Source organism: Pseudomonas sp. LBUM1659 (assembly GCF_059716045.1).
The window spans coordinates 1,981,374-2,007,309 of record NZ_CP166797.1 but is presented as its reverse complement, the minus strand read 5'-3'; the positions used below and the strand labels follow the sequence as shown (position 1 = coordinate 2,007,309).

The following is a 25,936-nucleotide window of genomic DNA, read 5'->3' as shown; positions in this document are numbered from 1 at the left end:
GACGTTAGTCGGTTTCCTTTGCAGCTTCGGGCGGAGCAGAAACCCTCCCCGTCTCGAGTTGACTTACCGGAACGGTTTCCAACCATTGCTCTAGTTGATGAAAATCGTCAGGCGTCCACTGCCGCTTTAGAACCCTACGCGTCGTCGGCTGCCCCCACAGAACTCGCAACCAGGTCGCCAACGCAGGGAACGCTGCCTGATAATCATAAAACAATGTGACGAGCAACCGCTCATGACCCTCGGCCTCAAAGGCCCACGCCCCCACAGGCCAGGCATCGGGAATGTCATGTTGCGGGTACTGCTGAAAATGACGCAGTGCACAGAGCATAAGCGTCACCAACGTAACAGGCTCGGTGAACGTTTGTGACGGCAAGAGATACTGACAGAGTCGCGCTAACGTGGCCGGCTGCAGTACTCGGTATAAACGTCGTAGCGCGCTTTGTGTGAGGCAGTGAATGGCCAACTGCGCGGACCAATTTTTCTGCGGAGCCGCCATGTGCTTGAGTAACCACTCGTCCAGCGTATCCGGGCTTGACCAGTACTCGATGGTCGGCCAGAAACCGTTGTCCAAGTAGTGACTGAAGAGGGTCAGGCCGCTGGACTGAAGACTCAACATCGGGCTGGACGTCGACTCTTCTCGTAGCGTCGCCTCACCTCGTTGCGCTACCTCAACTACACCAAATCGATCCCTGGCCGGTTGGCTACAAGGCACCGTCGTGCGCTCGCGATAACCAAGCAACGTTTGCAGCAATTGTTCTTCCAAGCCCTGGCAAAAATGGTTTTCAAATCCGGCCAGCGGAAGTTCCCCAAGATCTACCGTTAACGATTCCGTTAGCAGTAAGTCTCCGCACTCCTGCTGCACCCTATCCATCACTGAAGCAATTACCGTGCGCAATCGCTGGTGAAACAAGGGACTGCAGATTTCGGTTAGCCGTTCGGACTCATGCGGAGCCACCTCTAAAGAGAGGGGTAAGCGTCCCAGTTGATGCCCTGTAATTGAATAAGCAAAAACCATTTATCCACCTCAAATAGCGCATAGAGAAAGGACACGCAAGTGAAATATAATCTTTTCACTTAGCGAGCATCACAACTTGCAGTACATTCTACGCCAAGTTATTGCAGTTCACCTTTAAGTTTTCATAAAAAAATGTCAAAGTGTAATATAGCGGGATAACATCAACCGTATGAGCATGCGAGCCTCCAGTGAACGTAGATCCTTCATGCAAATTTAACTGCCCACCTCCGACGGTACTGCTATACGACACATGTCCATAAACACCTGCCTTGTAGGTTAAAGCTTAGGGAGACGCTGATTTATTCAAAAAACCAGTTGTTGGCCCCTGATAAATCAAGGCCTCCAGAGCGCTGCCGGGACGAAAAACCGAATAAATCAGCGCCTCCTTGACTACCAGGATGATTGTGAAAGCCATTAGGACACACAAGTCCATCAGGTCCAAAAAATCAATGTGCAACGGAGTTTTTACGCGCGCTAAAAGTGCTTTTAAGTTCGTCTGTAAGAGGCCTGACAGAAGTCAATTCATGAAGGACGGGCGATGGCCATTTTTTGTCAGTGGACTTTTGTTCGGCTGCTGGGGGGGGGACTGCACCGGCCAATGTCGCTATTTCAAATGTTATAAAACCTACCCTGTCCCATATGGGGCCATGACAAACTAAAAACGGCGGCGCTTCGTTTAAACTTATTCAGAGCCTTCCTGGCCGCGGAACTCGTGTTGGGCGGAAACCGCACACTATCAACGGGGCGTGGCGCGCCTACGCTTTATATTCAGCTTCGTCGTCTGACTTCATATATTGAACTGCACTCGCAACTTTTCAAGCTTCATTTCTAGCATATCCCTGATACCACTTAAATATAACGTCAAACGACAGAACACAGTATAAATAGCCTTCCATGGCGACCAACGCTAAATGCAGGCTCTTCAAACCATCTGCAAGCTTTATATCAACATAAAAATCGAACTATTATAGTTTTTGACAATACCATTAAATGGTGGTGCAGAGTTCCCCTTCAGAAGGGGGGGCTCGGCGCAGGGGCGGCCGACCGTGGTCGCTCTCCTGCGTTAGGCAGACTGGGTTTTTTCGGACGACCCAGCGTACGTAACCGGCCGTAAAGGCTCGCGGTTATCGTATATAATTGACAGGCTAACGCCTCCCAGATCCGTGGAGAACTGGCGTTTTGAACTCTACTGAAGTGAGTGCAAACTTCCGCTTGCAACAGATAGAGCTGCTTCAATCCGCGGTCCAGCCAATCTTCGGCCAAGGCAGTCGTGAGGATGAAGTCCGACGCAAACTGCGTCACCTCATCCGCAGACCAGTCCCCTGTCCGTTGCGCCTTCAGGGTTTCGCTCAGTCGCTGCACCACCTCAAGATCAGCCTCCATGGATTGATTATGGGTCTTGAGGCGGCGCACCTGCTCTTTCAGTTCACGTACCGACAATCGAGACAACTCATCGAGCTCTCCACTCTCGGCAACCTCATCGATCGTTTCGTGGGGCAAACGAGCCAGCTCGATCAGCTTCACCTTACCTAGGCCCATCAACATGGGTTGTACGCTCGCCGGGGCCGCTAGTAGCATTTTGGCAATGCTGATGTGCTCGTACACACGTTGCTCTTTGAAGTCATGTTCAGCCAGCCATCTCCCAAACTCGCCGTCGCCCAATTCCTGCTTGAGCACCAGGAAACCGAAGCCCTGTCGGGCCGATTCCCGTGCCAAGTGATTTTCCTGGTCAATCAACCAGTTTTTAAGTTCATCGACGGAAATGGGTAACTCGATGGGTAAACGTTCACCTTGGCCCAGCACACGCTGGGCGATGGCGTTGCTCGTGTCGGAAGTTATTGCCGGACTCCGAACGTTCGGAGTGATTTTTGTCCTCATAAACACCTTCCTCCTTGGTAAAGAAAATGGCGCACCTGAAAAGGCCCTGCAAAAAGAAGATCGGGAGCAGTCTCGCAAAGACAAGAAACGCATCCAGGAACTTGAGCGCGAACTGCGCCGCAAAGACAAGGCGCTCGCTGAAACAGCCGCGTTGTTGATGCTGCGAAAAAAGCTCAACGACTACTGGAGGACCGACAACGAGGACAACTGACATCGTTGCCAGAACGGCAGTTACTCGTTGACTGGTTGAGTAAAGCGGTCGCGGCGGGAGCCAGAAAAATCAGGGCCTGCCGGGAAATCGGTCTATCGCTGCGGACGTTGCAGCGATGGACTGAAACAGACGTTATCCAGGCCGATGCCCGAACGACTGTCACACCGCCAACGCCGCGAAATGCACTGAGCGAGGTTGAGCGACAGACCAGAGATAACGAGCTGTATAGGCGATAACTTTCTATTGCTGAAAACTGATAAGCCGCTGGTAAATAGGCTGGGCGAGATTGCTTTGATAAACCAAAGGGGTGTTATTGCATTGCTGCCGCCGTAGCTCCAGTGTGCTCAAGTAGGGTTTTATGGAGTGGCCGCCGAAGACTGAGGACTGGCGGCCTGATTGCACGGTATTAGTTAGCGATGTTGCGGGCTAATTTGTCAAGGGATCCACTCACTTTTTCGTAAGCTTCCTGAATAGCCACCACTAAACATGAGTTATTGAAGTCATCAGATGCTGCTTTAATAAAGGTATCCACTAGTGCTGGATTATTCGCTGAAAATCCCCGCCCAAAGATTAAATCAATCTCTTGTTTTGCGGTTTCCAAGTACTCGGTGGCGTTCATTTTTGCCTGCTCAAAAAGTACTCCATATGCTGAATCAATTGCCATATCTTCATCCTCCATGATCCGGCCTCGTGCCGGCCCATCAACTAATAGCCCACAAACTCTAATCGCGCCATCATTCGCGCATGCCCCGAGCATAGAAGTACCGTGTTTACAAAAAATCGTTGAACTATTGACGGCCGTACGTTCGACGGAGACAAAGTGGGTCAAGGGTTTGTAGTTTGATTCGGCGGCCTCAGGTTCCAAGTGCAACAGTCAGTTAATGGTTTCGAGTTTGTTGCTCGCTGATAGCTGAAGGTAATCAACCAGTACTTCGACCGGAAACTTCCAACCCAGCGTCTGGCGTGGTCGAGTGTTTAGCATGTCGGCAATTTCGTCCAGTCGCTCCTGGGTGACCAGGGAGAGATCAGTGCCTTTGGGCAAATACTGGCGCAGCAAGCCATTGGTGTTTTCGTTGCTGCCGCGCGTCACCAAACCCGCCAAGAATGTGATCAAGTCCGGTGGCGAGTGAATTGACCTGGAGAACGCCGCAGTCGGTCTCTTGGCGGTGGCATAGGCAGCGGTCATCAGGATTCTCCATGCCAAGTGACAGGAATGGCCACTGCTGGTGGTGCTGAAGGCCGGCAGAACGGCCAGCAAGGAAGAGCTGCGGGGCTATCTCGAGACCCGAGTGGCGAAGTGGTGGTTGCCGGACGACGTGGCCTATGTCGAGGCGTTGCCGCATATGGCGACGGGCAAACTGCAAAAAAATAAGTTGCATGAGCCAGTTCCGGGACTATCGTTTATCCGAGAAGAGATGAGCCGTCGCGTGTTGGGCAACCGTACTTGCGGTCCCACACGCTAGTGACGTCGCAAAATGCTTGCCTCGTCTGTTGCAGACCTCACTTTCTAGACAGAAGGATGAGCGGCGAGTACACAATTCAATACTGCTGGGGTATACGGAATGATGAACATCAAAACACTTAAATCCATTACATCCGCTTTGGCATTACTCGCTCTCTTCCCATTGTCGACGGTGCATGCCCAATCAGCGACTACTGCTGAACAAGCACACGCCATCGGCATCGATGCTTACACCTATTTCTACCCGCTGTTGTCCATGGACATCACACGCAAGCAGTTCACCAACATCGAACCTGGCAAGGAGTTTGGTAAAGGCCCGATGAATATGTTCGTGAGCGTGCCGGAATATCCGCCCGCCGATTTCAAGGGCGTAGTGCGCTCGAACTTCGACACGCTCTATTCCATCGCCTGGCTGGACCTGACCAAGGAAGCGCTGGTGATCTCCGCACCGGACACCGACGGGCGCTATTACCTCCTGCCGATGCTCGACATGTGGACAGATGTCTTTGCCTCGCCCGGCTGGCGGACAACCGGCACCGAGGCGGGCAACTTCCTGGTGACCCCACCCGGCTGGAGCGGAACCGTCCCGCAGGGCTTCAGCCATCTGCCAGCACCAACGCCTTATGTCTGGGTCATCGGCCGCACCAAGACCGATGGGGCTGCGGACTACCCGGCAGTGCATAAGATTCAGGCAGGCTACAAGGTAACACCCCTCTCGCGCTGGGGTAAAAATGCAGAGCCGGTGACGGTACAGATCGACCCAAGCGTCGACATGAAGACACCGCCAAAGACCCAGATCGACTCTATGCCTGCGGCCAAGTACTTTGCCTATGCCGCCGAACTGCTCAAGCTGCAGCCGCCTCACAGCACCGACCAGCCAATCATCGCGCAGATGAAGCGGATTGGTATCGAGCCCGGCAAGAGCTTTGATATCGACAAGCTCGACCCGGCTGTGAAGCAAGCGCTTGAGGCCGTGCCCGCCGAAGCTCAGGCACTCATGAATTGGAAGCTGGCGACACTCGCCCGAGTCGCCAACGGCTGGTCAATGAACACCGATACCATGGGTGTTTACGGCAACTACTACCTCAAGCGTGCCATCGTTTCGCAGCAAGGACTCGGCGCCAACGTCCCCGAGGATGCGATCTATCCGCTGAATCTCGCCGACGACACCGGCAAGCCCCTCGACGGTGCAAACAAGTACACGCTCCACTTCGACAAGGGCGCCACTCCACCGGTAAACGCTTTCTGGTCGATCACACTCTACGATAGCGATGGCTTCCAGGTCGGGAATGCGCTCAATCGCTTTGCCGTCAGTAGTTGGATGCCGTTCAAGACTAATGCAGATGGCTCTCTCGACCTGTACTTCCAAAACGAGAGCCCCGGCAAAGACAAGGACGCCAACTGGCTGCCTGCGCCCAAAGGAGCGTTCAACCTGACCATGCGGCTGTATGGACCAAAGTCCGAGGCGCTCGATGGTAAATGGAACCCTCCTGCGGTTAAGCGGATGTAGAGGAAAATTGTAGTGGTCTAATGAAACCGGACACTATTAAGGCGAGAATGCTCGCCAGATCGAGGTTTCGGATGACCAAACAACGCCTTTCCTTTTCTGCTGAATTCAAACGCGAGGCTACCGACCTCGTGCTCAAGCAAAACTACAGCTACATCGAAGCCAGCCGCTCACTCGGCGTCGGCGAGTCAGCCCTGCGCCGCTTGGTCGATCAGGTTTAGCAGGAGCGCCAAGGCGTCACTCCGCAGAGCAAAGCGCTACATGCCGATCCTGATCAACCTACGACTCGACCCTTTCGAGCGCGCCGGATGGCCGCAGAACATGGCCGCCACAGGGTCACTGGAATATTTCGAGTGGTTCAAGTTCCAGTTCTGGCGTTTTGTGTTCGTGCAGCAGCAAGTGGTCAAACTGGCTGAAACAGCTGTTGAGTATCCGCCGATGCAAAAAGGCGCGAGCTTCAACCTCGATTCAGTCAAAGCCAAGATCGCAGCGGCCAGGGAGGAGATGGCCAAATAAGTAGTCGAGTACGCGGGTGGCTGACGCTGGCCATCCGCGGTCGTGATGGACATTTGCTGAGGTGACCCCATGCAGATAAATACATCCGCCCTGCCCGCCTTGACCCTGCTAGCGCTGTGCTGCCAACAGGCCCACGCGGGCGGCATCATGCTTTACGAAATCGGCACGGATAACGCTGGCCTGGCCAACGCCGGTGCCGCCGCCCGGGCGCAAGGTCCCTCGACCATTGCCAGTAATCCGGCGGGCATGAGTTACCTGCCGGGCACGCAAATCACCGGTGGATTGCAGATTCTCTACGGCGACCTGACCTTCAACCGCGATGCCAACACCAACCGCACAGGCACCGGCAGTGGCAATGCCCTCGAGCCGATTCCCGGCGGCAGCTTCTTCATCAGCCATGAACTGGATGAGCACTGGAGCGTCGGCTTCGGCAACTACGGCGACTTCGGGTTGGCGGCCAATTACGACAACGACTGGTCCGGACGCTACTTCGCGCAGAAAGCCAGTCTCGCCGGGTTGTCGTTTGTGCCGAGCGTGGCTTACCGCTTCAACGAGCAGTGGTCGGTGGGCCTCGGCGTCAAAGCCATGTACGGCATGCTGCAAGCCCAAACGGCGATTGACCGCTCGCCCTTCGGCCTCACCGACCGCGGCGACGGCCAGTTCAAGTACAAAGACAACGACTGGGGTTTTGGCGCGAATGTCGGGGTGATCTATGCCCCGCAACCCGGCACCCGCATTGGCCTGGCCTACACCAGCAAGGTCGATCTGGACTTCGACGACGGGCTGGACGTCAAAGGCAACGGCCTCGTCCTAGATCGTTTGAATGGCCTGAATACCCAACTCGACATGACGGTGCCACAAACCGTGACCCTGAGCCTGTTCCAGCAACTGGATCGGCAGTGGGCCTTGCTCGCTTCGGTCAATTGGCAGGACTGGTCCGAGTTCGGCGATGTCGGGGTACAGGTCGACACGGCCGCGGCCGGCGCGCAATCGACCACCATCGACGCCCACTTCAAGGACACCTGGCAACTGGCGCTCGGCGCGCAATACCAAGCCACCGCGCAACTGTTGTGGAATGTTGGCGTCGCGTATGACAGCAGCGCCGTTTCCGACGGCAACCGAACTTTCACCGTGCCCATGGGCGAATCCTGGCGCATTGCGACGGGGGCCACCTATGCTCTGAACAAAGTCACCGACATCAACGTCAGTTGGGCCATGGTCTGGCTCGGCGACATGCCGGTGGACCAGACCAAATCCACGTCGGGCACTCGAACTTCCGGTCAGTTCGACAATGCCTGGATTCAAGCCGTGACCGGAAACATGACCTGGCGCTTTTGACGCCCTGCTACCGAAAAAAATACGACTTAATCCATGGAGCACACATCACATGAACCTGTCCCGAAAATTGCTCATTGGTGCTGCACTGGCCAGCCTGCTGCTAGGCGGTTGCACCTCGAAAGTCACCGAGAAGGCGCAGTACTCAGGCTTCCTGTCTAACTACAACAACCTGCAAGAAGTTTCCACCCCAAGCGGCGGCACGGCGATGCGCTGGGTCAGCCCATCTTGGAATCCCGACGCCTACAACACCGTGGCCTTCAATAAGCTTGAGCTCTACCCGGCGCCACAACCCAACGAACGCGTCAACCAGCAGACGCTCAATGACCTTCAGAACTACATGACCACCAAGGCCAAAGGCGTGCTGGGTCAGAAATACCGGCTGGTATCCACTCCGACCGCAGCACCGGCCGTTTCAAAAGCCCTGATCCTGCGTGCAGCCATCACCGGTGTGAACGCCTCGAACGAAGGCATGAAGTGGTATGAAGTGGTGCCCGTCGCAGCGGTAGTCGGGGCCGCACAGGCGGCCAGCGGCCACCGGGATCAGGACACTAACCTGTTCATCGAAGCCGAGCTTATTGACGCAAACACCAATCAGACCGTGGTCAAAGTGGTGCGCAAGGTGTTCGGCACCCAGCTGTCAAACTCCAGCCAGCAGATCACCACCAATGACTTCAAGGCTGCGGTCGACAAACTTAACGCCGATATCTGGGCTTTCATCCATAGCTGAGCCTCGCTTCAATCGCCAGCACTCGGTGGCGATTGAATTACTCCTCCACGTGAGAACATCTGACATGCAGGCTTATTCATCGCTTCGACAGTCAAGATTAATCCGGCCGTTAAATGAGCACAGCGTTCTAGCGAGCGTACTGGCGCTGAGTGCGTGCGCAACGGTCGATGCCCAGGCGACCGCTTATGTCGGGGTGGAACACCCGGCCTCAACGTTGGCCAGCCAGGTCCAGGTATTACGTGTGGAACGCATACGGGCCAATGTGCGGCTGGGCGAAATCCTGATCGACGCCCGTATCGACACTGCGCCCCCGATTACAGAGGTCGAACAGAAACTTCGTGAACAGGCCACCACGCTTGGCGCAGACGCGGTGGTCGTCGTTTATGACCATATCCAGCCCGTCGCAGCCTACGTGACAGGTCCGTTGTAGAGTCGCGACATCGAAACGATCCGGGGCCGCAAACTCAAAGGCGTTACCATCCGCTACCAGTAAATGAGGTATACAAAATGAAATCAATCCTGTCCTGGCTGACGGTTACGTTGATGGCGTTGGTGCTCAGCGCCTGCTCCGCCGTGGGCCCCAACGAAGGCGGTGCCGGTGAAATGGAGATTCGCTCCGGCAAGATCGAGCAGATATCGCTGACGCAGATGCAGACCAATCACGACAGTGGCGTGGGCGCCGTCCTCGGTGGCCTTGGTGGTTTAGGTGTCGGCAGCCTGATCGGTCGCGGTACCGGGCGCGATGTCGCCATGGTCGCCGGTGCGCTTGCGGGTGCCGTTGGCGGCAATTACGTAGAGAAGAAGAAGTACGACCAGCCGATAGAAGCGCAACAGGTCATCGTCCGGGTACACAGCGGCGTGCTTGTGTCGGTGACTCAGCCGATCAATCCATCCCTGAGTAAAGGCATGAATGTTTATATCCAAGGCTCAGGGAATGAGGCCCGAGTGGTACCACAAGGCAGTTAACGTTTATCTATGTATCCGCCGCTAATTCAACCTTTGTGCTTCTGACAGTATCACTCGAAAGCCACTGTATGAAATATTGGGAGTAGCGAAACGGCAGATGAATGTCACTCTCTCCTTAGTAGGGAGAAGATCTCAGACTGGCGGCGATGGGTCGTTTTCTCTACCCGTCGCGACAGGCAAAACTCGGTAAGCGTCCGCCCAACTCACCTTGCGTAAGTCAGGCCGGTACCCACTGATGCGGTAGCAGTTGGTCGATTTCACTGGCCCGCTGCGTCGGCAGCCGCATCAGTACATCTTTGAGATACGCATACGGATCATGCCCTTTCATCCGTGCTGACTGAATCAAACTCATGATCGCCGCTGCCCGTTTGCCACTGCGCAGCGACCCGGCAAATAACCAGTTGGAGCGGCCGAGGGCCCACGGCCTTATCTGATTTTCGACGGCGTTATTATCTATGGGCACAGCGCCGTCCTCGAGGTATCGAGTCAGTGCCGCCCCGCGCTTGAGGCTGTAATCGAGGGCTTTGGCGATAGCCGATCCTTCGGGCACAAGATCGCGCTGGGCCAACATCCAGGTATGCAGTGCGTCAATAAGGGGCGCCGCTTTCTCCTGGCGTATTCGCCAGCGATCTTCGACAGTCATCTCCCGTGCTTGCCGTTCGACTTCGTACAACCCGCGAATTGAGAGCAGCGCCTGTTCGGCCAGTTGGCTTTTATTCGTCGCGTGCAGATCGAAGAATTTACGGCGGGCGTGGGCCATGCAGCCGATCTCAATAACGCCTTGCTGAAGCTGGCTTTGTATCCGCCAAAATCGTCGCATACCAATTTGCCATTCCACAGGCCAAGGAAGTTGCGTGCATGTTCACCGGCGCGGCTAGGGCTGAAGTCATAAACCACAGCCTTCAGAACCGAGAACGGCGTCGTACAGTAAGCCCAGACATAAGCCCGGTGAGTTTTCTTCTGGCCCGGCGCAAGCATCTGTACCGGCGTTTCGTCGGCATGGACGACTCGTTGGGCCAAAACCGCTTCTCGCAAGGCGTCAACCAAAGGCTGAAGCTGTACACCGGTATGTCCCACCCATTGCGCAAGCGTCGAGCGGGCGATAGCCAGGCCGGCCCTGCCAAAGATTTTCTCCTGCCGGTAAAACGGCAAGTGGTCAGCGAACTTCGCCACCATCACATGAGCCAGCAAGCCCGCTGTCGGGATGCCCTTGTCGATCACCTGGGCCGGTACCGGGGCCTGGATCAGTGTTTCGCACTGACGGCAGGCCCATTTTCCTCGCACATGCTGTTCGACGGTGAACACGCCCGGTGTGTAATCCAGCTTCTCGCTGACGTCTTCACCGATGCGCTGAAGTTGGCAGCCGCAGGCACACTGAGTGTTTTCCGGTTCATGTCGGATCACGGTACGTGGAAACTGCGCTGGCAGCGGCGCGCGCTTGGGTTGCTGGCGCTTTTCTTCTGGCGCCGGAGTTGGCCGTAGAGCCTTCAACTCGGCGTCGATGGCCTCAAGATCGGTATTGAGTAAATCGTCGAGCAAGTTACCTTGCTCGGGACTGATCTGCTCGCTGCGCTTGGCAAACCTGTGCCGCTTGAGCAGCGCTATCTCGTGGGTCAGTTGCTCGATAATGGTTTGATCGCGGTGGATCTTCCTGCCCAGGGTATCGACCCTCGACATCAACTGCGCCGCTAAAGTGCGCAGTTGGTCGGAGGTCATTTGGTCGAGATTGGGCAAGGAAGTCACGCCGTGGATTTTACCAAAGCAGAGCGCTTGCAGCAGTAGGCCAGAAAACTAATTACAGTTTTTAAAGCAGAGTAATGGCGCCACCAGCACCAACACGCTGCCAGGGCAGACCGAGCACCAACGCCCGAAGTTGTTCGGTATCCAGCTCCATCTCGCCGCCATGTCGAATGCCTGGCCAGTGAAATTTGCCCTGATTCAAGCGGCGTGCAGCCAGCCAAACGCCGATTCCGTCATGCACCAGCACTTTCATTCGGTTAGCACGCCGATTGGCGAAGAGATAAGCACAGTGCGGCTTCGCCGCACCGAATACGGCAATCACCCTGGCCAGGGCGGTCTCGGTACCGGCGCGCATGTCCATCGGCTCGGTGGCCAGCCAGATGGGGTTGATGTCCGGCTCGTAACGGTGTGCTTTGGTCACGCCGCTGCGCAGATTATCCGGCACCAGGATCTCCGATACTCCACCCAGAAAAATGAAGCAGCGCACGTGCGAGCCCAGCCAGTCGGGCAGTTGCTGCGACCAGGTGGCCTCGGCAAAGGTGTAGCTGGAAGCGCCGAGGACAGCGACGAAGACCTGCGCCTGGCGGATCTCGCCGGTGTGCCGGTCGATGACTGGTACGGTCTGACCGGCGTAGTCGACGAACAGTTTTTCGCCGGCGCGATGTTCCTGGCGCATGACCACGTCGACCTTGGCGGCCCACAGGCGGTAGTGCTCGCAGTACCAGCTGTATTGGAAGCCTTGCGGATGGCTGAGTCGATATTCCTGCCAGAGCAGGGCCAGCGTTACGCCTGGGCGCCGGAGTTCGGCATGTACCCGGGGCCAGTCAGGCAGCGGACGCTGCTCGCTTGGTACCGGGGAGGTCGGCGGAAATAGGTGGCGGTTCAGTTCGGCGTCGGAAAGATCGATGGGCCAAGCCAGGCCGCTAGCGGCGAAACGGCAGAGATAGTCACCGGCGCTGGAATGTCCAATCCCGAGGCTGCGAGCGATCTTGCGCACGGACAGGCCGGTGTCGAACTTTAGGCGTAGTACCTCTCGGATTTTACGCATGGATAAACGCTCCACGACAACCTCTTTGCTTCGAAAAAAGAGGTCGATGGTAGTGAAAAGTCCTGCGTCGCTTCCTGCCTGAAAGTGCCCGGATGGCCATGGAATCGGTGTCCGGATACTCGTGGAATGAGTGTCCGGATCAGCGTGGAATCACTGTCCGGATGTTCGTGGAATGGGTGTCCGAATGAGCGCGGAATCCGCAACTTCCGCCGCTTGTTGGAAAAACATGAGTTGGCGGGCGGGATTCTGCAGGTCATCAATGGCTACTTGGGTGATCGTGGATTGATGTTGCGCCAAGGCACGGTGGTTGATGCGACGATCATTCACGCGCCGAGCTCGACCAAGAACAAGGACGGCAAACGTGATCCCGAAATGCACCAAACCAAAAAAGGGAATCAGTACTTTTTTGGCATGAAAGCGCACATCGGCGTCGACGCCGAATCGGGCCTGGTGCATAGCCTGGTGGGCACGGCGGCGAATGTAGCGGACGTGACGCAGGTCGATCAGTTACTGCACGGCGAGGAAACTTACGTGTGTGGCGACGCCGGTTACACCGGGGTGGAGAAACGTCCCGAGCATCAGGATCGCCAGATGATCTGGTCGATTGCCGCCCGCCCAAGCAGCTATAAAAAGCACGGAAAAAAGAGTTTGATCGGGCGCATGCGCCGCAAGATCGAATACGCGAAAGCGCAGGTGCGGGCCAAAGTTGAACATCCATTTCGCGTGATCAAGCGCCAGTTTGGCTATACGAAAGTGCGCTTTCGTGGTTTGGCGAAAAACATCGCACAGCAGGCGACATTGTTTGCCTTGTCGAACCTGTGGATGGTTCGAAAACGGTTGATGGGTATGGGCGAGGTGCGCCCGTAATGTGGGCGAATGGCCCTGAAAAAGCACGATTATTGGAAATAATCATGAGTTAAGAGCAAAAAGGTCTGATTTTTCGACCAGCTTGGATTTTTTAACCTCAAGTAGTGAGGGCATCAAAAATCAGTAGGTACTTCAGACCTTCCCTAAACAGCTATCTTAATCGAAATAATCCCACGATCCATTACACGCCAGCTCTCAATTGAATGCAACGCACACAAGTGAAGCCCCTTTTTCTCATACAAGCACAGGAATTTACATGCTTTCATATACCGGAAAAATTCCAGGTTCTGTTACCTCTGGTGCACCTGCCAGCATTGGCTCCTGGTTCTCAGAAACAAAAAATGATTCACGAAACTCATACGTCTCCAGCCAACTGAAATGTGCTCGCAACACCTCGCCCCCCGCTTGGTCACACACTACCGGGGCAAAGAGCGAGGTCTCCTACACACAAAAGTTTTCTTGTCACGGTGGCGTCTTCATATCACAGCCCAACGGAGAATCTGGCATCGTCATGAGCGGGCAAAAAGCGGCTAAAGAATGGGCGAAAAACGTTAACCCCATGACAAGACACATTAACTTACAATCGTGCCACAGTGCCAAAGGAGGACCATTCTCCAACGCCCAGATGCTCTCCAATAGAACAGGCTGCACAGTAACCGGTTACAAAGGGGCAGTGAGTAACGTGTCAGGGGATGCACAGCGCGTTGAACCACAGAGTAAATTGGTAGCCTCGTTCACGGGAAAAGTTAACAACTTAATCGGTACGTTTTTTTCCATCCTTTATAGAAACTGCGCACACTAATCACTGGATTGTCGTGCAGAGGGATCTACCCTCTGGCTGTGCAATAATCGCATGAGCCCGCCCAACTCGTTCAGCGATTATTGAATTACCACTTGGCCAGCAAACGCTCACTGTAAAGTGGCCAACTTCTAATCCCAAAGGGTGCACCCGATTCATCCGTGGGCTCGCTCAATGATCCGCATCGATTCCATCTGGCTCGCCACCGATCCCATGGACATGCGTGCCGGGCACCGAGACACGTCGGCACGAAGGCCGTATTGCCGTGGAAACCAGCGATACGCGATGGTGCTCGGACGGCTTTGAGTTCCCTTGCGAAGACCGCTCCAAACGTAGCGTGACCTTCGCCCTGGATTGCTGTGATCGTGAAGCCATCGGCTGGGTCGCGAGCCCGACCGGGTACAGCGGCGATTATATCCGCGACTTGATGCTGGAAAGTGTGGAAAAGCGCTTCGGTGATCAACTGCATGCAACGCCAGTGCAATGGCTAAGCGATAACGGCTCGGCGTACACCGCCGAACAGGCGCGTCTGTTTGCTCGATAGATCGGCTTGCAGCCGGCGACTACCCCGGTACGCAGCCTTCAGAGCAACGGTATGGCCGAGAGCTTCGTGAAGACGATCAAGCGTGACTACGTCACGCACATGCCCTAGCCGGATCGAGAAACGGCGCTGTGTAGCTTGGCAATTGCTTCGAACATTACAACGAGCAGCATCCGCACAGCGCTTTGAACTATCGATCGCCGAGAGAGTTCAGGCGCTTGGCAGTGGCATCCATTTAACGGGGTATTGGTGTCCGGTTTGATAGGGGCCAGTCCAGCAATGAACCACCGCATCGTCGGCGTAGCGTGCAAATGGACAACCTGGAAACGTCCGTTGCATCCAGGCGTCGAACGCATAGTGCATAAACAGATTCATCAATAAGGGACTGATAACCCCACCTTGGGGTGTACCGCTTTCACGCGGTACCTGAACGCCGTCAGCAGTCTCGAACGGCGCTTTAAGCCACCGTTCGATATACAGCAGAATCCATTCATCCTTTATGTGATGCCTAACCGCTTTGAGCAGCAGCTCATGATCGATATGATCAAAAGCCCCCTTGATATCAAACTCCACCACCCAATTCATATTCCAGCAGCGCCTGCGAGTGATCTCGACGGCCTGTTTGGCTGATTTTCCCGGCCGGTATCCATAGGAATCCGAATGAAAAAGACAGTCCAGACGCGGCTCTATGAGCAGCTTGACGGCGGTCTGAGCCACCCGATCGGCTACTGTTGGAATACCCAGCTTGCGTTTGCCTCCTGATTGCTTCGGAATTTCCACCTGCCGAACCTGTGGCGGAAAATAGGAACCCGATGACATGCGGTTCCAAACCTTGTACAAGTTCCGTTGCAGCTTCTGCTCGAACTGGGCAATAGATTGTTCATCTATCCCAGCGGCTCCTCGATTGGCTTTCACTCGCTGGAAGGCCTCCCAAACTATCAGTTTGGAAATGCTGTACGACTTTGCTGCGCTCATGCCGCTCCTCCCCGCCGAAGCTGGTTGACGACATAAGCGTGCTGGGCAACGCCATCCCTTCGCTCCATTCTCATTACAAGAACTTCATCACTACTACGAATGGCTCCGCCCCTCGACCTTTGCATCGGTATTCTTCCTTGCGGTGGTAACCGCTTGTCATTTCCCTTGGCATCAAAGGCGAGGTTCTCACGTTCCATATCAAAGCCTGTATTGAGCTCATGCCGCCTATACACCGGCTGCCATCTGGACAGTAGACAGGTATCCTCCAGACTGGTCCTGAGGCTACTGGGCGACCTCAGTTTTGACAGCACTTGAATACTTAACGATGCGTCTTCGGACGGTTTGCTTTCGCTCATCTTCTCAATACTTACCTGACGCCGTTATCGGCGCCTTTTCCAACGGTCGCTCACCACCACGCCTTTTGAACGCAGCAGCACCGGGTGGTTTGGAGCCAGCTCCTGCAAGCAGACTCCGGGAGGCCTACTCCCATCTTTGATACAGCATCGCTGGCTCACGCCAGCGTTCGTGACACACCCCAGAGGAGCATCTTCCGCACTTTAATATCCTGCATGCCTTGGCTTCGCATGAAATTGCGTACTTTGGGTAGAATATCGTAACAGTTTTCCTTAGGCCGCGAGATCATTCCCAGAATTTCGCCATCTGCTTTCAGTTCGTCGAGGTAGGAGCGCATCTCCTCCGGCAGAGTGGTAGACTGCGAGCCAGCGAACACGCGGCGTCTCTCGAGCGCGGATACTTGTCCAACGGGTAGGTCCGGAAGGCTTGATGGATTAGCAATCTCACTATTGGGAAGACGAACCGCTGAACGTTGTTCTGTACGTTCCAGAACGGCTTCCTAAGCAGAAGACAAATTATGCCAGCCTGACATTATACCTTTGCGCCTCATCAAGTCATTCATGCTGCTATCCCCCAGAACAAAATTAAGTTTGCTGCGCATCGCTGCCGCTTGCGAGTCCGATAGGGGCTGGATAATGCCTTCCTCGTTTTTCAAAGTATAGGCGGCACTGTCAAAATCGATCAGATTAAATTCCCCAGTTGCGGGGTCGTACATGATATTTCCTGCATTAATGTCATTATGATAAATCCCCTTTTCCTTGAGTTTACTTGTCAGCTCTTCAATTGGGTTAGCACTCGCCATATCCCCTTTTATACGCCTGAACAGATTGATATCATCGATATTATCCAAAGAGACCCCCGCGACCCGACGTAATATGTTCTTCGCCTGATATTGCAACGGGTTCGTCCCCAAGATCGGTTCGCGCGTCACCTCTCCGCTGCCCTCGCCGTAATAGCGATTGAACCCCTCGGCATTATTACGGGCGCTGACCATGCGCGGGCTATTCTCCTCAGCGGAAGGCAGACTAAACACCTTCTCGACCTTGCCATCAGTACGCAGTTTGACTGTCCCAATCGTACCAGCACCTAAAACATCCTCTACGGCAGGGCGAGCAGGAAGACGAGCCGCAGAGTGTTGTGCTGGCGCAGCATAATAATCCACTGCAATTTTATACGGACGTCTGCCGATGGGGGCTTTTCCCGGCCTGACGTAAAAACGGCCATCCATAAATTCAAAGGTGTCCGCCAAATTTATTTCTGACCAGAAAGACTCGCCACCAATAATATAATTTCTCGCACCGTAAGCGATCCCGTTCCCACCACTGATCATCCCATGTACCAGCTCATTCCCCTCATTATCAAGCAGTGCAATACGATAACCTGCCGGTATAGTCTCCAAATCCACGGCACTGGTGAGAATACGCGCTTCCCCCCCCACAAATGCCTTCGGCTTGCTACGAATGGTCAATTTAACCTTCTCATATTCTGCCTGAGTCATCAGGCCGGATTTCTTTTCCAGCTTAAGTACCGACTCCCAAGACTCGCCAGCCCCGTACAGCGCCAGTGGATCTTTTACCGTCTTACTGGCCTGAGCAAACATCGTATGATTATCTTGCGCCACTTTACCGGCCACGCGGGTCACACGAGTCAGAAGATCGGGTTCTCTTAATTCATGAAAATAATTAAAACCAAATGGCAGCCGCTGAGTCGTTTGCATGCGATAAGCAAATTCTTCCAGCACAGTGCCTTCTTGCCAGTTATGCTCGGCCCCTTTGGATATTTTAAATCTCCCCTCCTCTACCCGGCCCAAGACGGTATGCCCCTGGAGTTCAAACTCTTTGGCAACCACATTGGACTCCTTCTCCCGTATGGCTTTAAGCAATTCAAAATTAATGTCATCCATCTCGACCTTGCCGCTCTGTTGTGCTACATGCTCAAAGAACGCCTGATCACTGTCGGGCAGGGTTCCGACGGCACCAGGCCACTCCCCCGCTTCCGTCAGATCCTCTCTGGCCGCGGCGGCGGGATTGGCCTTGCCATAAAGGGGTTGCCCGACGTTGCCGGGGATCGGGGCATGACGCGGATGGCTCACTCCAGGGGGTAACACTGCTGAGTGCCAGCCTTTATTCTTTCCGCCAGCGTTTTGCAGACTCCAAGCGGTCTGGAGGATTTTACTGTCAGACTTTTGCCAAGTTTGCCCCTTATCAAATGATATCTCAAAGAGCTGCCCTTGCCGTCTCCCTTGCAAGGGCATTCCACCCAAGTTAAATGGCCGTGCGCCATCTGGCAACCGGGATGTTTGGTGGGCGAGATCATCGAGCATGACGATATCCTCCCCTCCCCGCAATTCATGGATGGCGCCAGTGCTTTCAACGGGGGCCGCTATCCTGTCCATCAGCATGGCTTCTAATTCCATATTCAGGACATTAAGCCTGGGCCCCCCTTTGTTCATTTCGACCAGCATATAGAGAGTGCGAGCCAGCAGTTCATTGTCATGGGCAAACGGCTTGTATTGCTTCACGGCGAGCAACAGGGCCTCCCCCAAATGCACCTCATTTGATGCATGTCGGGTGGCGATGTCATCCAGTATTCGAGTGAAGCCCGCTTTGCCAATATCAGAGCCCATGCCTGCTGCAGTGCCACTGACTCGCGAGGACGAATGTTCTGCAGGGGAAAATATTGCGGTAAGGTCACGGTGTATCGCTTCTATCGTGTCTATCTGCAGCAACTGGTCGCTGTTTTTCGTCTGACTTAACTTTGTCAGTAGCTTGTTAAGTTTATCGAGTAACGGTTGCGAGAGTCTACCCTTCTCACCCCCTGGCTTTAGAATCCAATAGGCTGCAGTATCGCGCTCTACATTCTTGTAAGGTATGAGAGGCGGTTGCTCCAGATAATTCCTCATCGCGGCATTCGCCTCATCCAGACGGGCCATGTCAGCTTCCAGCCGCGGCAGCAGACGTGCTTCCTCTGTGGCCAACTTCCCCCAGGTGGCAATACGCGACGCACCCGCTTCGTCCAGTTCCAGATTAGTGCGGATCGCTTGCCTGACGGCGGTCTCCCCAACTTCACGCACCAGTTTCTGAGCACTGGGAGTGTTCAGCATGACGCCTGCAACCAAGTTTATTTTCTGAGGATTGGCCAACTTTTGCCAGGCAACCTGCCCCATAGCACGGCTCGTCAATTTATTCGCAGAAACTTTGAGCCCTTTATAAGCACTAACCAGCTGTCTCGCCGTCGGTTTTGCCACCTGCCTACCCAGCACAGCGCCGCCAATACCATTGCCTATACCGGCCAATACACCCGCGGTAATGGCTTCGCTACGGAAATTCGCGGCAGCATCGGCTCTGTCGGCATTTTTCATCTGTTCTAGGGTGGCCATCACATACGCAACATCGAGGCCCAACTGAGTCACCGTCGTCGCCGCTGCTGCCAGTGGGCCTGCCGTGCCCATGCTCCCGATTACCACTATGACTGAGGCATACATAGTCAGGGCTTTGCCGATTTCCAGCCATTGCTCCTTTTCGTATTCATCATGGGTCAATATCAGCGCATCTGCATCCGACTGCATACGTTCCATCAAGCCCGCAAACAGGCGTCCCGCCATGTCCTCCCGAGTCTGGCTGGCGCTAAATGAAAAACGGTTGTTCGCCTCCCTCTGATACCAACTCCTGCCATTCCAAGCACTCACGAAATGGGTTTTAAAAAGGGTATCTGGAGAATCCTTGGCATATTGCGCTGCATGATAGACTGGCATACTCTCGAGCACAAATCGTTTAAAATCATCCGTCTGCGAATAACGGTAAATGACAGGCATAATAGACGCGGTAGCTTTCTGGGTTCTCACATAGAAATATTCCGGCTTATCCACATGCAAGAGTACTCCGTCCCCTCCGCTGCCAGCCGGGATCATAAATGCCCCGTTCAGTTTGACTCCACCAAAAAACACCTCTTGGGCCTGTACCCGTCCTTCGACAAAATCCGTCACGGCTTGATGAAACATAGACTCCTGGCTAGACACCTGTTCATCTGGCATAGCCAGATACTGCACACAACGCAGCTGCATCTTGTTCTGATAAAACGTCGCCATGGCCGTTCTATGACTGGCGTTATCACGGTATGCGGTCACTGCATCAATCAGCTTCTGTTCCAAACCATACTGTTGACGTATCCAGTCGACGATACCTTTGTAGTCATCATAAAAAAATTGAAAGTAATCCTTCTTGAGCCTCGTACTCTTCGCCGATTTAAATTTATAGAGGAATTCCCCGGTAATCACCTCCCTAAAGGGAAACCAATGGGTATCTGTGTCGCTATCATCTCTGTCTGGCGTTCCCCTAGTGCTGAATCTTAATGGGATCAGAGTGTCTGGCGTTAAGCCCCTGAAGCGTCGCGCATCCACTGATTTCCACTCGCAGCCATTGAAGCGTCCATTAGGATCACACCATTTTGGATCTTGATTATATTGCGCGATAGCGGCCTTGATCTGATCATCAATAAACTGCTCCATGTCCATGATAGGGGCATTCAGTGCCTCAACAGATTTAAGCGCGTTCACCGCATCGGTTGTCTGCTTCACCTCCTCTTGCTGTTCAGTCACGTCCTCCTGCTGAGGCGTTAACGGCTGCGGAACCGAGCGGTCAGATAAAAATGCACGTTTCATATCATCTACTAGGGGCCACGAGGGGTCTCTGCGCAAACTCTTCCATAAACGATCGAGCAGATTGCGGTATTTACCAGCTCTTCTAAGGCTATATCGCTGCGGGAGGACAGAAAGGTATTCAATGACTTTGTACTTTAATACCGCTCCTGCCAAAAAAAGGTCACCGCTGTCTATTAGAGAACGCACCTCTTGGGAATTATTCGCCCTTTCCAGTATATTCGTGAGGATCGCGTCATCTGACAACTCTTCACTGGCAATCAGTTTTTTAATATTACGATTAATATATGCAATGTCGGAGGCGGTTATGGCTCTTTTCTTTACGGCTGCGGCCTGAACGGTCGTTATATCAGATGGCACCTCTACGTCATCCACATCATCATTGGATGGAGCGGGAGGCTCCGCCCGGATGCTATCCTCAAGGATTTCTTGACTTGATGGTTTCATGCCCAAGTCCTTATGTACATCAGGACTTGGTGTTTCCGTGCCCAAGTCCTTATGTACAGAATGACGATGTTCGTATGAATCATCAGGTAAATCAGGTTCAATCGACCTCTTATTCCTGCCTGCACGGGGTTGTCTGGATGTCTGGTCATTCTCATCAGAGAACGCCTCAACCTCTGTTTGTGGCCGTAACGGCATGGCGTCGCTCTCCGGCTTCGCCTCTCTCTCATTTTCCGCAGCATTTCCCGATACAGGGCTATCTTCTTCGGCCTTCATCTGGTCCCGCTGCGCTAGGGCAGTACCAACAGGTTCGTTAACGAACGCGTTATCTGGAATAGCGTTGTTCTCACTTTTCCCTGTTCCCCAAGCTATGCGCGACCCTTTAAAAGCTGCCGCAGCGGTGGTATCAATCACTGTATCAAGCAGCATCTCCCCCGCAGATTGCATTTTTATTTTTCCACTTTTCCCCCCTTCCGTCAGACGTTGATAAACCGCACTGAATGTGTTCTCTCTGTTCCCGACATGTACATTATATAAGGCCGCACCTGCGGTTACTACGGCACCGGCCCCAAGTTTTATCATGCCAGGCACAGGCGCCGTCAGTATATTAAAGCCAAGTTGCTTGAGTTTTTTCTCCAGCAAGCCATAAATCGCCTTATAAGGCTTGTCGTGACCTGGCATGGTATAATTATTAACCTTATTAACATTATACGGTACTTTTATCGAAGCCTTCAGGACCTTAAAGGGTATCCGGAAGAGACTTGACACGCTGAACGATACCGCATCCAGGCCCTGCTCGAAAGACAGCTCAATAATAATACGAGCTATCCCTCGTGAGACCCTCTTTTGCCCCCACTTCACAATATACTCAACAAGACCCTTTTCTAATGCGGTATATTGTTCCGGGCTCATTGGTAATCTCAGTTCATCATTACGGGCATTTTCAAGCTCACCGGCAAGTCGGGTGGCGAATAGATACCCCTCAGGGTCTCCGGTTGAAAGAACCCCTTCCAACAATCCCTGTTTTTTCAGAGAGGAAAATACCCTTTCGGCATCAGGCGGCTGATCATTATGCTGGTTCTGTTCTTTCGCAAGATTCGCCCAATGTTTGGCAAGGCGTGAGCCCCGGGAATGTTCATCCAGCGGCCTTTCGGTAAGCCGTGCTGACTTTGCAGACAGGCCTTCCTTAACCTTTGTCGCCCGTAATTGCGCATAGTCGGCCTGTTTTTCAGCTTCAGCAAAATGGCGTATGGCGGCTGCCTGACAGGCGTTTTCTAGGGCTGCAAGGCTCGCGGTGAGGTCCTTGGCCACATCCGGCAACAGCTCATCCACCGCCCGCAGGGAAGGGTCCAGCCCAGAGCGCTGAATAATCATTTTCAGGACAGCATAACGCTGTTGCTTGAGCAGACTCTGCATACTCTCCGCTTTTTCCCTTAAGCGGCCAATCAGTGCACGAGCATTGTCAATATCACCGTCCAGGAGCTTATTCAGTACCGCCAGCTTTTCTGCCTGCTGGTTTTCAGGTTTTGTCTGTTCAATGCTGTCATTTACCCATTGTCTGACCTGCGCAACCAGGTCATCTTCGCCCGGATGGCTGACCGAAGTATCCTGGCCCTCCTGTTGCCCCCCCTTGTCATACGTCACGGCGTCGGATGAAAACATCTCTTCAATTTTTTTCAACTCCTTCACTTTTGACAATATCGCACCGCTGGCGTACTGAATTTTGATCGCCGTCTGTTGCCACTGCCATAAAATGCTTCTGATGGCGGAATCGGCAACGACACGTTCGGTATTTTTTGATGGCGTTTTGGTGAGGTCACCATGCCGGATGATTCGGCCAAGCTGGTGCAGTTTCCCTTCCCCTCCCGCTAACGCAATTTGTGCTTGTGATTTTTTCTTGCCAACACCCGCCATGAATCGCTGTGGGAGGGAACCTGAGCGCGACAATGGCGCGACCGCCTTATCATTATTCACATACGGCATGATCGGAGACGAGGTGCTCTGGCTCGCGTTACCCGACGCTTTTTTCAATTCACCGGACAGTGACTGGAGATATGTGGCAACACTACTAAAGAAAGCCTGAGAAGCAGAATAGCCCGGCAACGCACGGGCTTTTTCATTGGCTTTTTCCGCTTCGTGCCGCGTGGTCTCGATCATCGTACTGATGGCGGCCGCCTTATCGGTCTCCCATCCCGCTGCCCGGGCCTGCATAAGGGAAGTCCAGGCGGTATCACCGGAAACCTCTGACGTCATCCGTTTCAGAGCCTGTATCACCGAACTTTCATCACTGGAAGAGAACGCACTGGCAAGCTCAGTGACGAGTAGTTCGCCCCGTTTTTTCGGCGTGCTGTGGTCATCAATAGCACACAGGGTATGGACAACACGGATCAGCGTCTGCAGGGTTGACTCCAGCCGTCTGGCCAGCGACTGGGCCGTACGCCGACTCCCCAGTTCAACCTCCTCTGCTTCCCCACTGCTTCTGCCAGGCAGCTCATCCTTGACCCAGCTCTTTATGACGTCATCTGAAAGTTTGCCCGTGAGACGCTCTATTTTGACTATCTGGTCCAGCAGCCACAGGGAACCCAGCGGCCCTCCAACGGTTGCATGGAGGGAAATTCGGGATTTGGCCATGGCCACTGCTTCACGCAGCTGCGTCACTAACCTTGAGTCAACCTCAGGCACCTGACTGTTATACCCCTTGCGCCTGAATTCCTGGGCTTCCTGCAGGCGCGTCGCACGAAGAGAAGAGAATAAACTGTCATTGTCGCTCCCGGCCGATAGTCCTTCCCTCTCATCAGGTGGTGAGCTACCAGCACCTCCCTGGCTGCCCAATTGAAGCACTGGAGCATCGTTATCTATATCGGTTTCTTTCAGGCCTACAAGATTGAACGCCTCTGGATCCAAGCCTGCCGAGTGAAAATTTACAAACTCTTCTTCCGACAGATCTTCAAGGTTCACTTCAGAGACTGTCGCCGGCTCAACTCGGTTTGTGCGAGGCGGCAGGGAGGGGCTACCTCCCACCATTCGATAGGAAGCCCCAGCGACCTCCCCGACTGATTCGTCCTCAGGGTCAACAGTCTCTTCCCACGCCCGTCTTACTTTGGGAGCATCTTTCTCTGGGTGGTAATCAGGCATGTCACATTACTCCTGAAGTGAATAATCCGGGCAAACAATTTTCGGACGTGCAAATCACTTATTTCTTATATATCCCGCGATTAGAGAGAGTGACAAGATCCGGGCCGGCAATGATCGGAGCCAAACATGCAACAATGTCGGCATTATTGATATAAGCATCCAACCTTTCACTGAGGTCGTTATGAAAGAGTTTGATAGCGCTCTGACAATCAGCATCTTCATCGGAGCTATTCATTCCCAGCCCCATTGCGAATTTTTCTTTATCCTCTATATGCTCAACCGACAACCCGTCTACAACCGTTCGCTGCAACTCAATCGACCGTTCAAGATACTCAAGCTTTCTATAGTAATGAGAAGATAGCTCTTTAGGTTCAAAGGCAGCATTATACCAATAGTCTTCTGTATCCAATTCCTGATGCGATACTTCGTGAATAAGTGCATGCGCGCGCACATATGTGGCGGCTTCAAAAAAACCGAGACCCAGGTTCAACCGTCGACCAAGGTCATTTGGATGTATTGAAGCAATGTGGTCCATGCTATCGGCAAGAGATATCTGGTTGCGACGCCCTCCCCCGAAATCGATCAGCGCGTCCCTTAAGATCGAATAATTTTCCTCTAATAGCTTGGCCATTCCAGAAAAATCCAAAATATCATCAAGCCCTTCTTCCTCGACAGCAAACACCTTACTCAGGTGTTGTTCCACACGCCCACCTGGCTCAGCTGTCCTGAGTTGAAAAATTGCTATATTCAAGATATCTATTGCATAGCTCAAGGCCTCCAGAAAATCCTCCCTGTACTCGCTATCAAATTCATCCAGGCCTCTGGCCAAAATATCACCGCCGATATCTGTTTTTAGCTTTTCTTCGTACTTATCACCTGCGCCCCGATACTCTGGAGCCATGTTTAATGCCGAGGCATCCTTTTTTCGATATGTCAGCAATGACCTCAACGCACTGGACAACGTGGCAGTGGCCGCCTCACTGACCTCCACTGGAGCATCATCGCTGCTTTCAGTGCGAACTTGAGGGCATTGAGAAGATAAGCGTCCCTGCCGCGCGGTACGGACACCTTTTTTGATAGACGTATAACTTGGCATCACATCCACCCTGTCGATTCTGGACACTCAATCCGGCGATCGTCGCCTGCCTCCAGTCTCGCCATCCGCAATCGTTAACGAGGCTTTTGCTCAAGATCAATCTCGGCACTATCAACCGCTGCGATGACATCAAGCTTGTTGGTCAAGGACACAGGAACAGTCACTGCATAATTAAGCAGTAACCGCGGTCTGTTGCCCAGGGACTGCCAAAAGCTCCCCAAGCTGAACAAACCCTCATCCTTGGGGGGGATGACCCGGGTATAGGCACCGGGAATGCTGGGGAGTTGTCGGTTATTGATTAATGCGTTCAACACCTGATTCATCACCAGCATGGCCTGGTTATCCGGCGCACCACTGGGACTGTCATTACTGACTGCCTGACTGCTGTCCCAATAGGTGATTAGATAGTTGCAACATACGTTCACCTTGGCCGGTTGCAACACACCGGCTATGTAAGCTCTTGATTCGCCCATTTTCAGCTCTAGATCTTCATAGATGTCATAAAGAAATACACTGACTACCGGCTCGGGAGGCAAGTTTTCCGGATCCGGCAAGTCAAAACGAACCGTAACGTCGGAGTATAGATAGCCGGTTAATGCCGTCTGCAACGCCTTATTGACCTCAATCACAATCATGTTTGAATCAGTCTGTGCAGGCATG

The 25,936-nt window shown here is 53.6% G+C and carries 13 protein-coding genes and 10 pseudogenes; 12 read left to right on the top strand and 11 right to left on the bottom strand.

Annotated features, from left to right (window positions below):
- Positions 1 to 4: 4 nt before the first annotated feature.
- Together ACA048_RS09110 and ACA048_RS09105 are read right to left on the bottom strand one after the other, a co-directional pair.
- Positions 5 to 1,015, bottom strand: coding sequence for a contractile injection system tape measure protein (locus ACA048_RS09110; protein WP_497628824.1), 1,011 nt, complete (start codon positions 1,013 to 1,015; stop codon positions 5 to 7).
- A 1,011-nt stretch (positions 1,016 to 2,026) separates the two neighbouring features.
- On the bottom strand, positions 2,027 to 2,893 hold the full coding sequence (locus tag ACA048_RS09105) for a hypothetical protein (RefSeq protein ID WP_497628823.1): 867 nt from the start codon (positions 2,891 to 2,893) through the stop codon (positions 2,027 to 2,029).
- A gap of 40 nt (positions 2,894 to 2,933) precedes the next feature.
- Between ACA048_RS09105 and ACA048_RS09100 the strand changes: the two are divergent.
- Positions 2,934 to 3,310: pseudogene (locus ACA048_RS09100) on the top strand (IS3 family transposase); the annotation flags it as partial.
- Positions 3,311 to 3,510: 200 nt separating this feature from the next.
- Here ACA048_RS09100 and ACA048_RS09095 read toward each other — a convergent pair.
- Positions 3,511 to 3,783, bottom strand: coding sequence for a hypothetical protein (locus tag ACA048_RS09095; RefSeq protein ID WP_497628822.1), 273 nt, complete (start codon positions 3,781 to 3,783; stop codon positions 3,511 to 3,513).
- A 195-nt stretch (positions 3,784 to 3,978) separates the two neighbouring features.
- Positions 3,979 to 4,188 (bottom strand): annotated as a pseudogene (locus ACA048_RS09090) (transposase); the annotation flags it as partial.
- A 142-nt stretch (positions 4,189 to 4,330) separates the two neighbouring features.
- On the opposite strand from ACA048_RS09090, the gene ACA048_RS09085 reads away from it, so the two are divergent.
- The 8 genes and pseudogenes from ACA048_RS09085 (at position 4,331) to ACA048_RS09050 (ending at position 9,620) form a co-directional block, all read left to right on the top strand.
- Positions 4,331 to 4,567, top strand: a complete 237-nt coding sequence (locus ACA048_RS09085) for an AMP-binding enzyme (protein ID WP_497628821.1) — start codon at positions 4,331 to 4,333, stop codon at positions 4,565 to 4,567.
- A 99-nt stretch (positions 4,568 to 4,666) separates the two neighbouring features.
- Complete coding sequence (locus ACA048_RS09080) at positions 4,667 to 6,076, top strand: DUF1254 domain-containing protein (RefSeq protein WP_497628820.1); 1,410 nt, start codon at positions 4,667 to 4,669, stop codon at positions 6,074 to 6,076.
- Between the two features lie 71 nt (positions 6,077 to 6,147).
- Positions 6,148 to 6,291: pseudogene (locus ACA048_RS09075) on the top strand (transposase); the annotation flags it as partial.
- A gap of 43 nt (positions 6,292 to 6,334) precedes the next feature.
- Positions 6,335 to 6,589: pseudogene (locus ACA048_RS09070) on the top strand (arylsulfatase); the annotation flags it as partial.
- A gap of 69 nt (positions 6,590 to 6,658) precedes the next feature.
- Complete coding sequence (locus ACA048_RS09065) at positions 6,659 to 7,927, top strand: OmpP1/FadL family transporter (RefSeq protein ID WP_497628819.1); 1,269 nt, start codon at positions 6,659 to 6,661, stop codon at positions 7,925 to 7,927.
- 49 nt (positions 7,928 to 7,976) lie between these two features.
- Positions 7,977 to 8,654, top strand: coding sequence for a DUF3313 domain-containing protein (locus tag ACA048_RS09060; RefSeq protein WP_497628818.1), 678 nt, complete (start codon positions 7,977 to 7,979; stop codon positions 8,652 to 8,654).
- A 64-nt stretch (positions 8,655 to 8,718) separates the two neighbouring features.
- Positions 8,719 to 9,147 (top strand): annotated as a pseudogene (locus ACA048_RS09055) (hypothetical protein).
- A gap of 14 nt (positions 9,148 to 9,161) precedes the next feature.
- A complete protein-coding gene (locus ACA048_RS09050) occupies positions 9,162 to 9,620 on the top strand; it encodes a glycine zipper 2TM domain-containing protein (protein ID WP_497628817.1) in 459 nt (152 codons plus the stop codon).
- A gap of 217 nt (positions 9,621 to 9,837) precedes the next feature.
- Here ACA048_RS09050 and tnpC read toward each other — a convergent pair.
- From tnpC to istA, 3 genes and pseudogenes are all read right to left on the bottom strand, one after another.
- Positions 9,838 to 11,363: pseudogene (gene tnpC / locus ACA048_RS09045) on the bottom strand (IS66 family transposase).
- A 61-nt stretch (positions 11,364 to 11,424) separates the two neighbouring features.
- Positions 11,425 to 11,736 (bottom strand): IS66 family insertion sequence element accessory protein TnpB, encoded by a 312-nt coding sequence (gene tnpB / locus ACA048_RS09040; RefSeq protein ID WP_497629830.1) that lies wholly within the window; start codon positions 11,734 to 11,736, stop codon positions 11,425 to 11,427.
- A 6-nt stretch (positions 11,737 to 11,742) separates the two neighbouring features.
- Positions 11,743 to 12,408: pseudogene (istA, locus tag ACA048_RS09035) on the bottom strand (IS21 family transposase); the annotation flags it as partial.
- Between the two features lie 186 nt (positions 12,409 to 12,594).
- Between istA and ACA048_RS09030 the strand changes: the two are divergent.
- The 3 genes and pseudogenes from ACA048_RS09030 to ACA048_RS09020 form a co-directional block, all read left to right on the top strand.
- Positions 12,595 to 13,275, top strand: a pseudogene (locus ACA048_RS09030) (IS5 family transposase); the annotation flags it as partial.
- A gap of 256 nt (positions 13,276 to 13,531) precedes the next feature.
- The gene (locus tag ACA048_RS09025; RefSeq protein WP_497628816.1) at positions 13,532 to 14,077 is read left to right on the top strand and encodes a hypothetical protein; all 546 of its coding nucleotides are present in this window, start codon (positions 13,532 to 13,534) and stop codon (positions 14,075 to 14,077) included.
- A 232-nt stretch (positions 14,078 to 14,309) separates the two neighbouring features.
- A pseudogene (locus tag ACA048_RS09020) lies at positions 14,310 to 14,854 on the top strand (integrase core domain-containing protein); the annotation flags it as partial.
- 37 nt (positions 14,855 to 14,891) lie between these two features.
- Here ACA048_RS09020 and ltrA read toward each other — a convergent pair.
- The 4 genes and pseudogenes from ltrA to ACA048_RS09000 all read right to left on the bottom strand — a co-directional run.
- A pseudogene (gene ltrA / locus ACA048_RS09015) lies at positions 14,892 to 15,590 on the bottom strand (group II intron reverse transcriptase/maturase); the annotation flags it as partial.
- Positions 15,591 to 16,443: 853 nt separating this feature from the next.
- Positions 16,444 to 24,180 carry a hypothetical protein gene (locus tag ACA048_RS09010; RefSeq protein ID WP_497628815.1) on the bottom strand — a complete coding sequence of 2,579 codons (7,737 nt, stop codon included), beginning with the start codon at positions 24,178 to 24,180 and terminating at the stop codon, positions 16,444 to 16,446.
- Between the two features lie 58 nt (positions 24,181 to 24,238).
- Positions 24,239 to 25,276: a hypothetical protein gene (locus ACA048_RS09005; RefSeq protein ID WP_497628814.1), complete on the bottom strand. Its 1,038-nt coding sequence runs from the start codon at positions 25,274 to 25,276 to the stop codon at positions 24,239 to 24,241.
- Positions 25,277 to 25,350: 74 nt separating this feature from the next.
- Positions 25,351 to 25,935: a Pvc16 family protein gene (locus tag ACA048_RS09000; protein ID WP_497628813.1), complete on the bottom strand. Its 585-nt coding sequence runs from the start codon at positions 25,933 to 25,935 to the stop codon at positions 25,351 to 25,353.
- Position 25,936: the final 1 nt, after the last annotated feature.

Bases quoted from the DNA above. Each gene is read 5' to 3' on its own strand.
- ACA048_RS09095 (WP_497628822.1), bottom strand. From the start codon at position 3,783: ATGGAGGATGAAGATATGGCAATTGATTCAGCATATGGAGTACTTTTT.
- ACA048_RS09110 (WP_497628824.1), bottom strand. From the start codon at position 1,015: ATGGTTTTTGCTTATTCAATTACAGGGCATCAACTGGGACGCTTACCC.
- ACA048_RS09060 (WP_497628818.1), top strand. From the start codon at position 7,977: ATGAACCTGTCCCGAAAATTGCTCATTGGTGCTGCACTGGCCAGCCTG.
- ACA048_RS09105 (WP_497628823.1), bottom strand. From the start codon at position 2,893: ATGAGGACAAAAATCACTCCGAACGTTCGGAGTCCGGCAATAACTTCC.
- ACA048_RS09010 (WP_497628815.1), bottom strand. From the start codon at position 24,180: ATGCCTGATTACCACCCAGAGAAAGATGCTCCCAAAGTAAGACGGGCG.
- ACA048_RS09080 (WP_497628820.1), top strand. From the start codon at position 4,667: ATGATGAACATCAAAACACTTAAATCCATTACATCCGCTTTGGCATTA.
- ACA048_RS09050 (WP_497628817.1), top strand. From the start codon at position 9,162: ATGAAATCAATCCTGTCCTGGCTGACGGTTACGTTGATGGCGTTGGTG.
- ACA048_RS09065 (WP_497628819.1), top strand. From the start codon at position 6,659: ATGCAGATAAATACATCCGCCCTGCCCGCCTTGACCCTGCTAGCGCTG.
- ACA048_RS09000 (WP_497628813.1), bottom strand. From the start codon at position 25,935: ATGCCTGCACAGACTGATTCAAACATGATTGTGATTGAGGTCAATAAG.
- ACA048_RS09025 (WP_497628816.1), top strand. From the start codon at position 13,532: ATGCTTTCATATACCGGAAAAATTCCAGGTTCTGTTACCTCTGGTGCA.
- ACA048_RS09005 (WP_497628814.1), bottom strand. From the start codon at position 25,276: ATGCCAAGTTATACGTCTATCAAAAAAGGTGTCCGTACCGCGCGGCAG.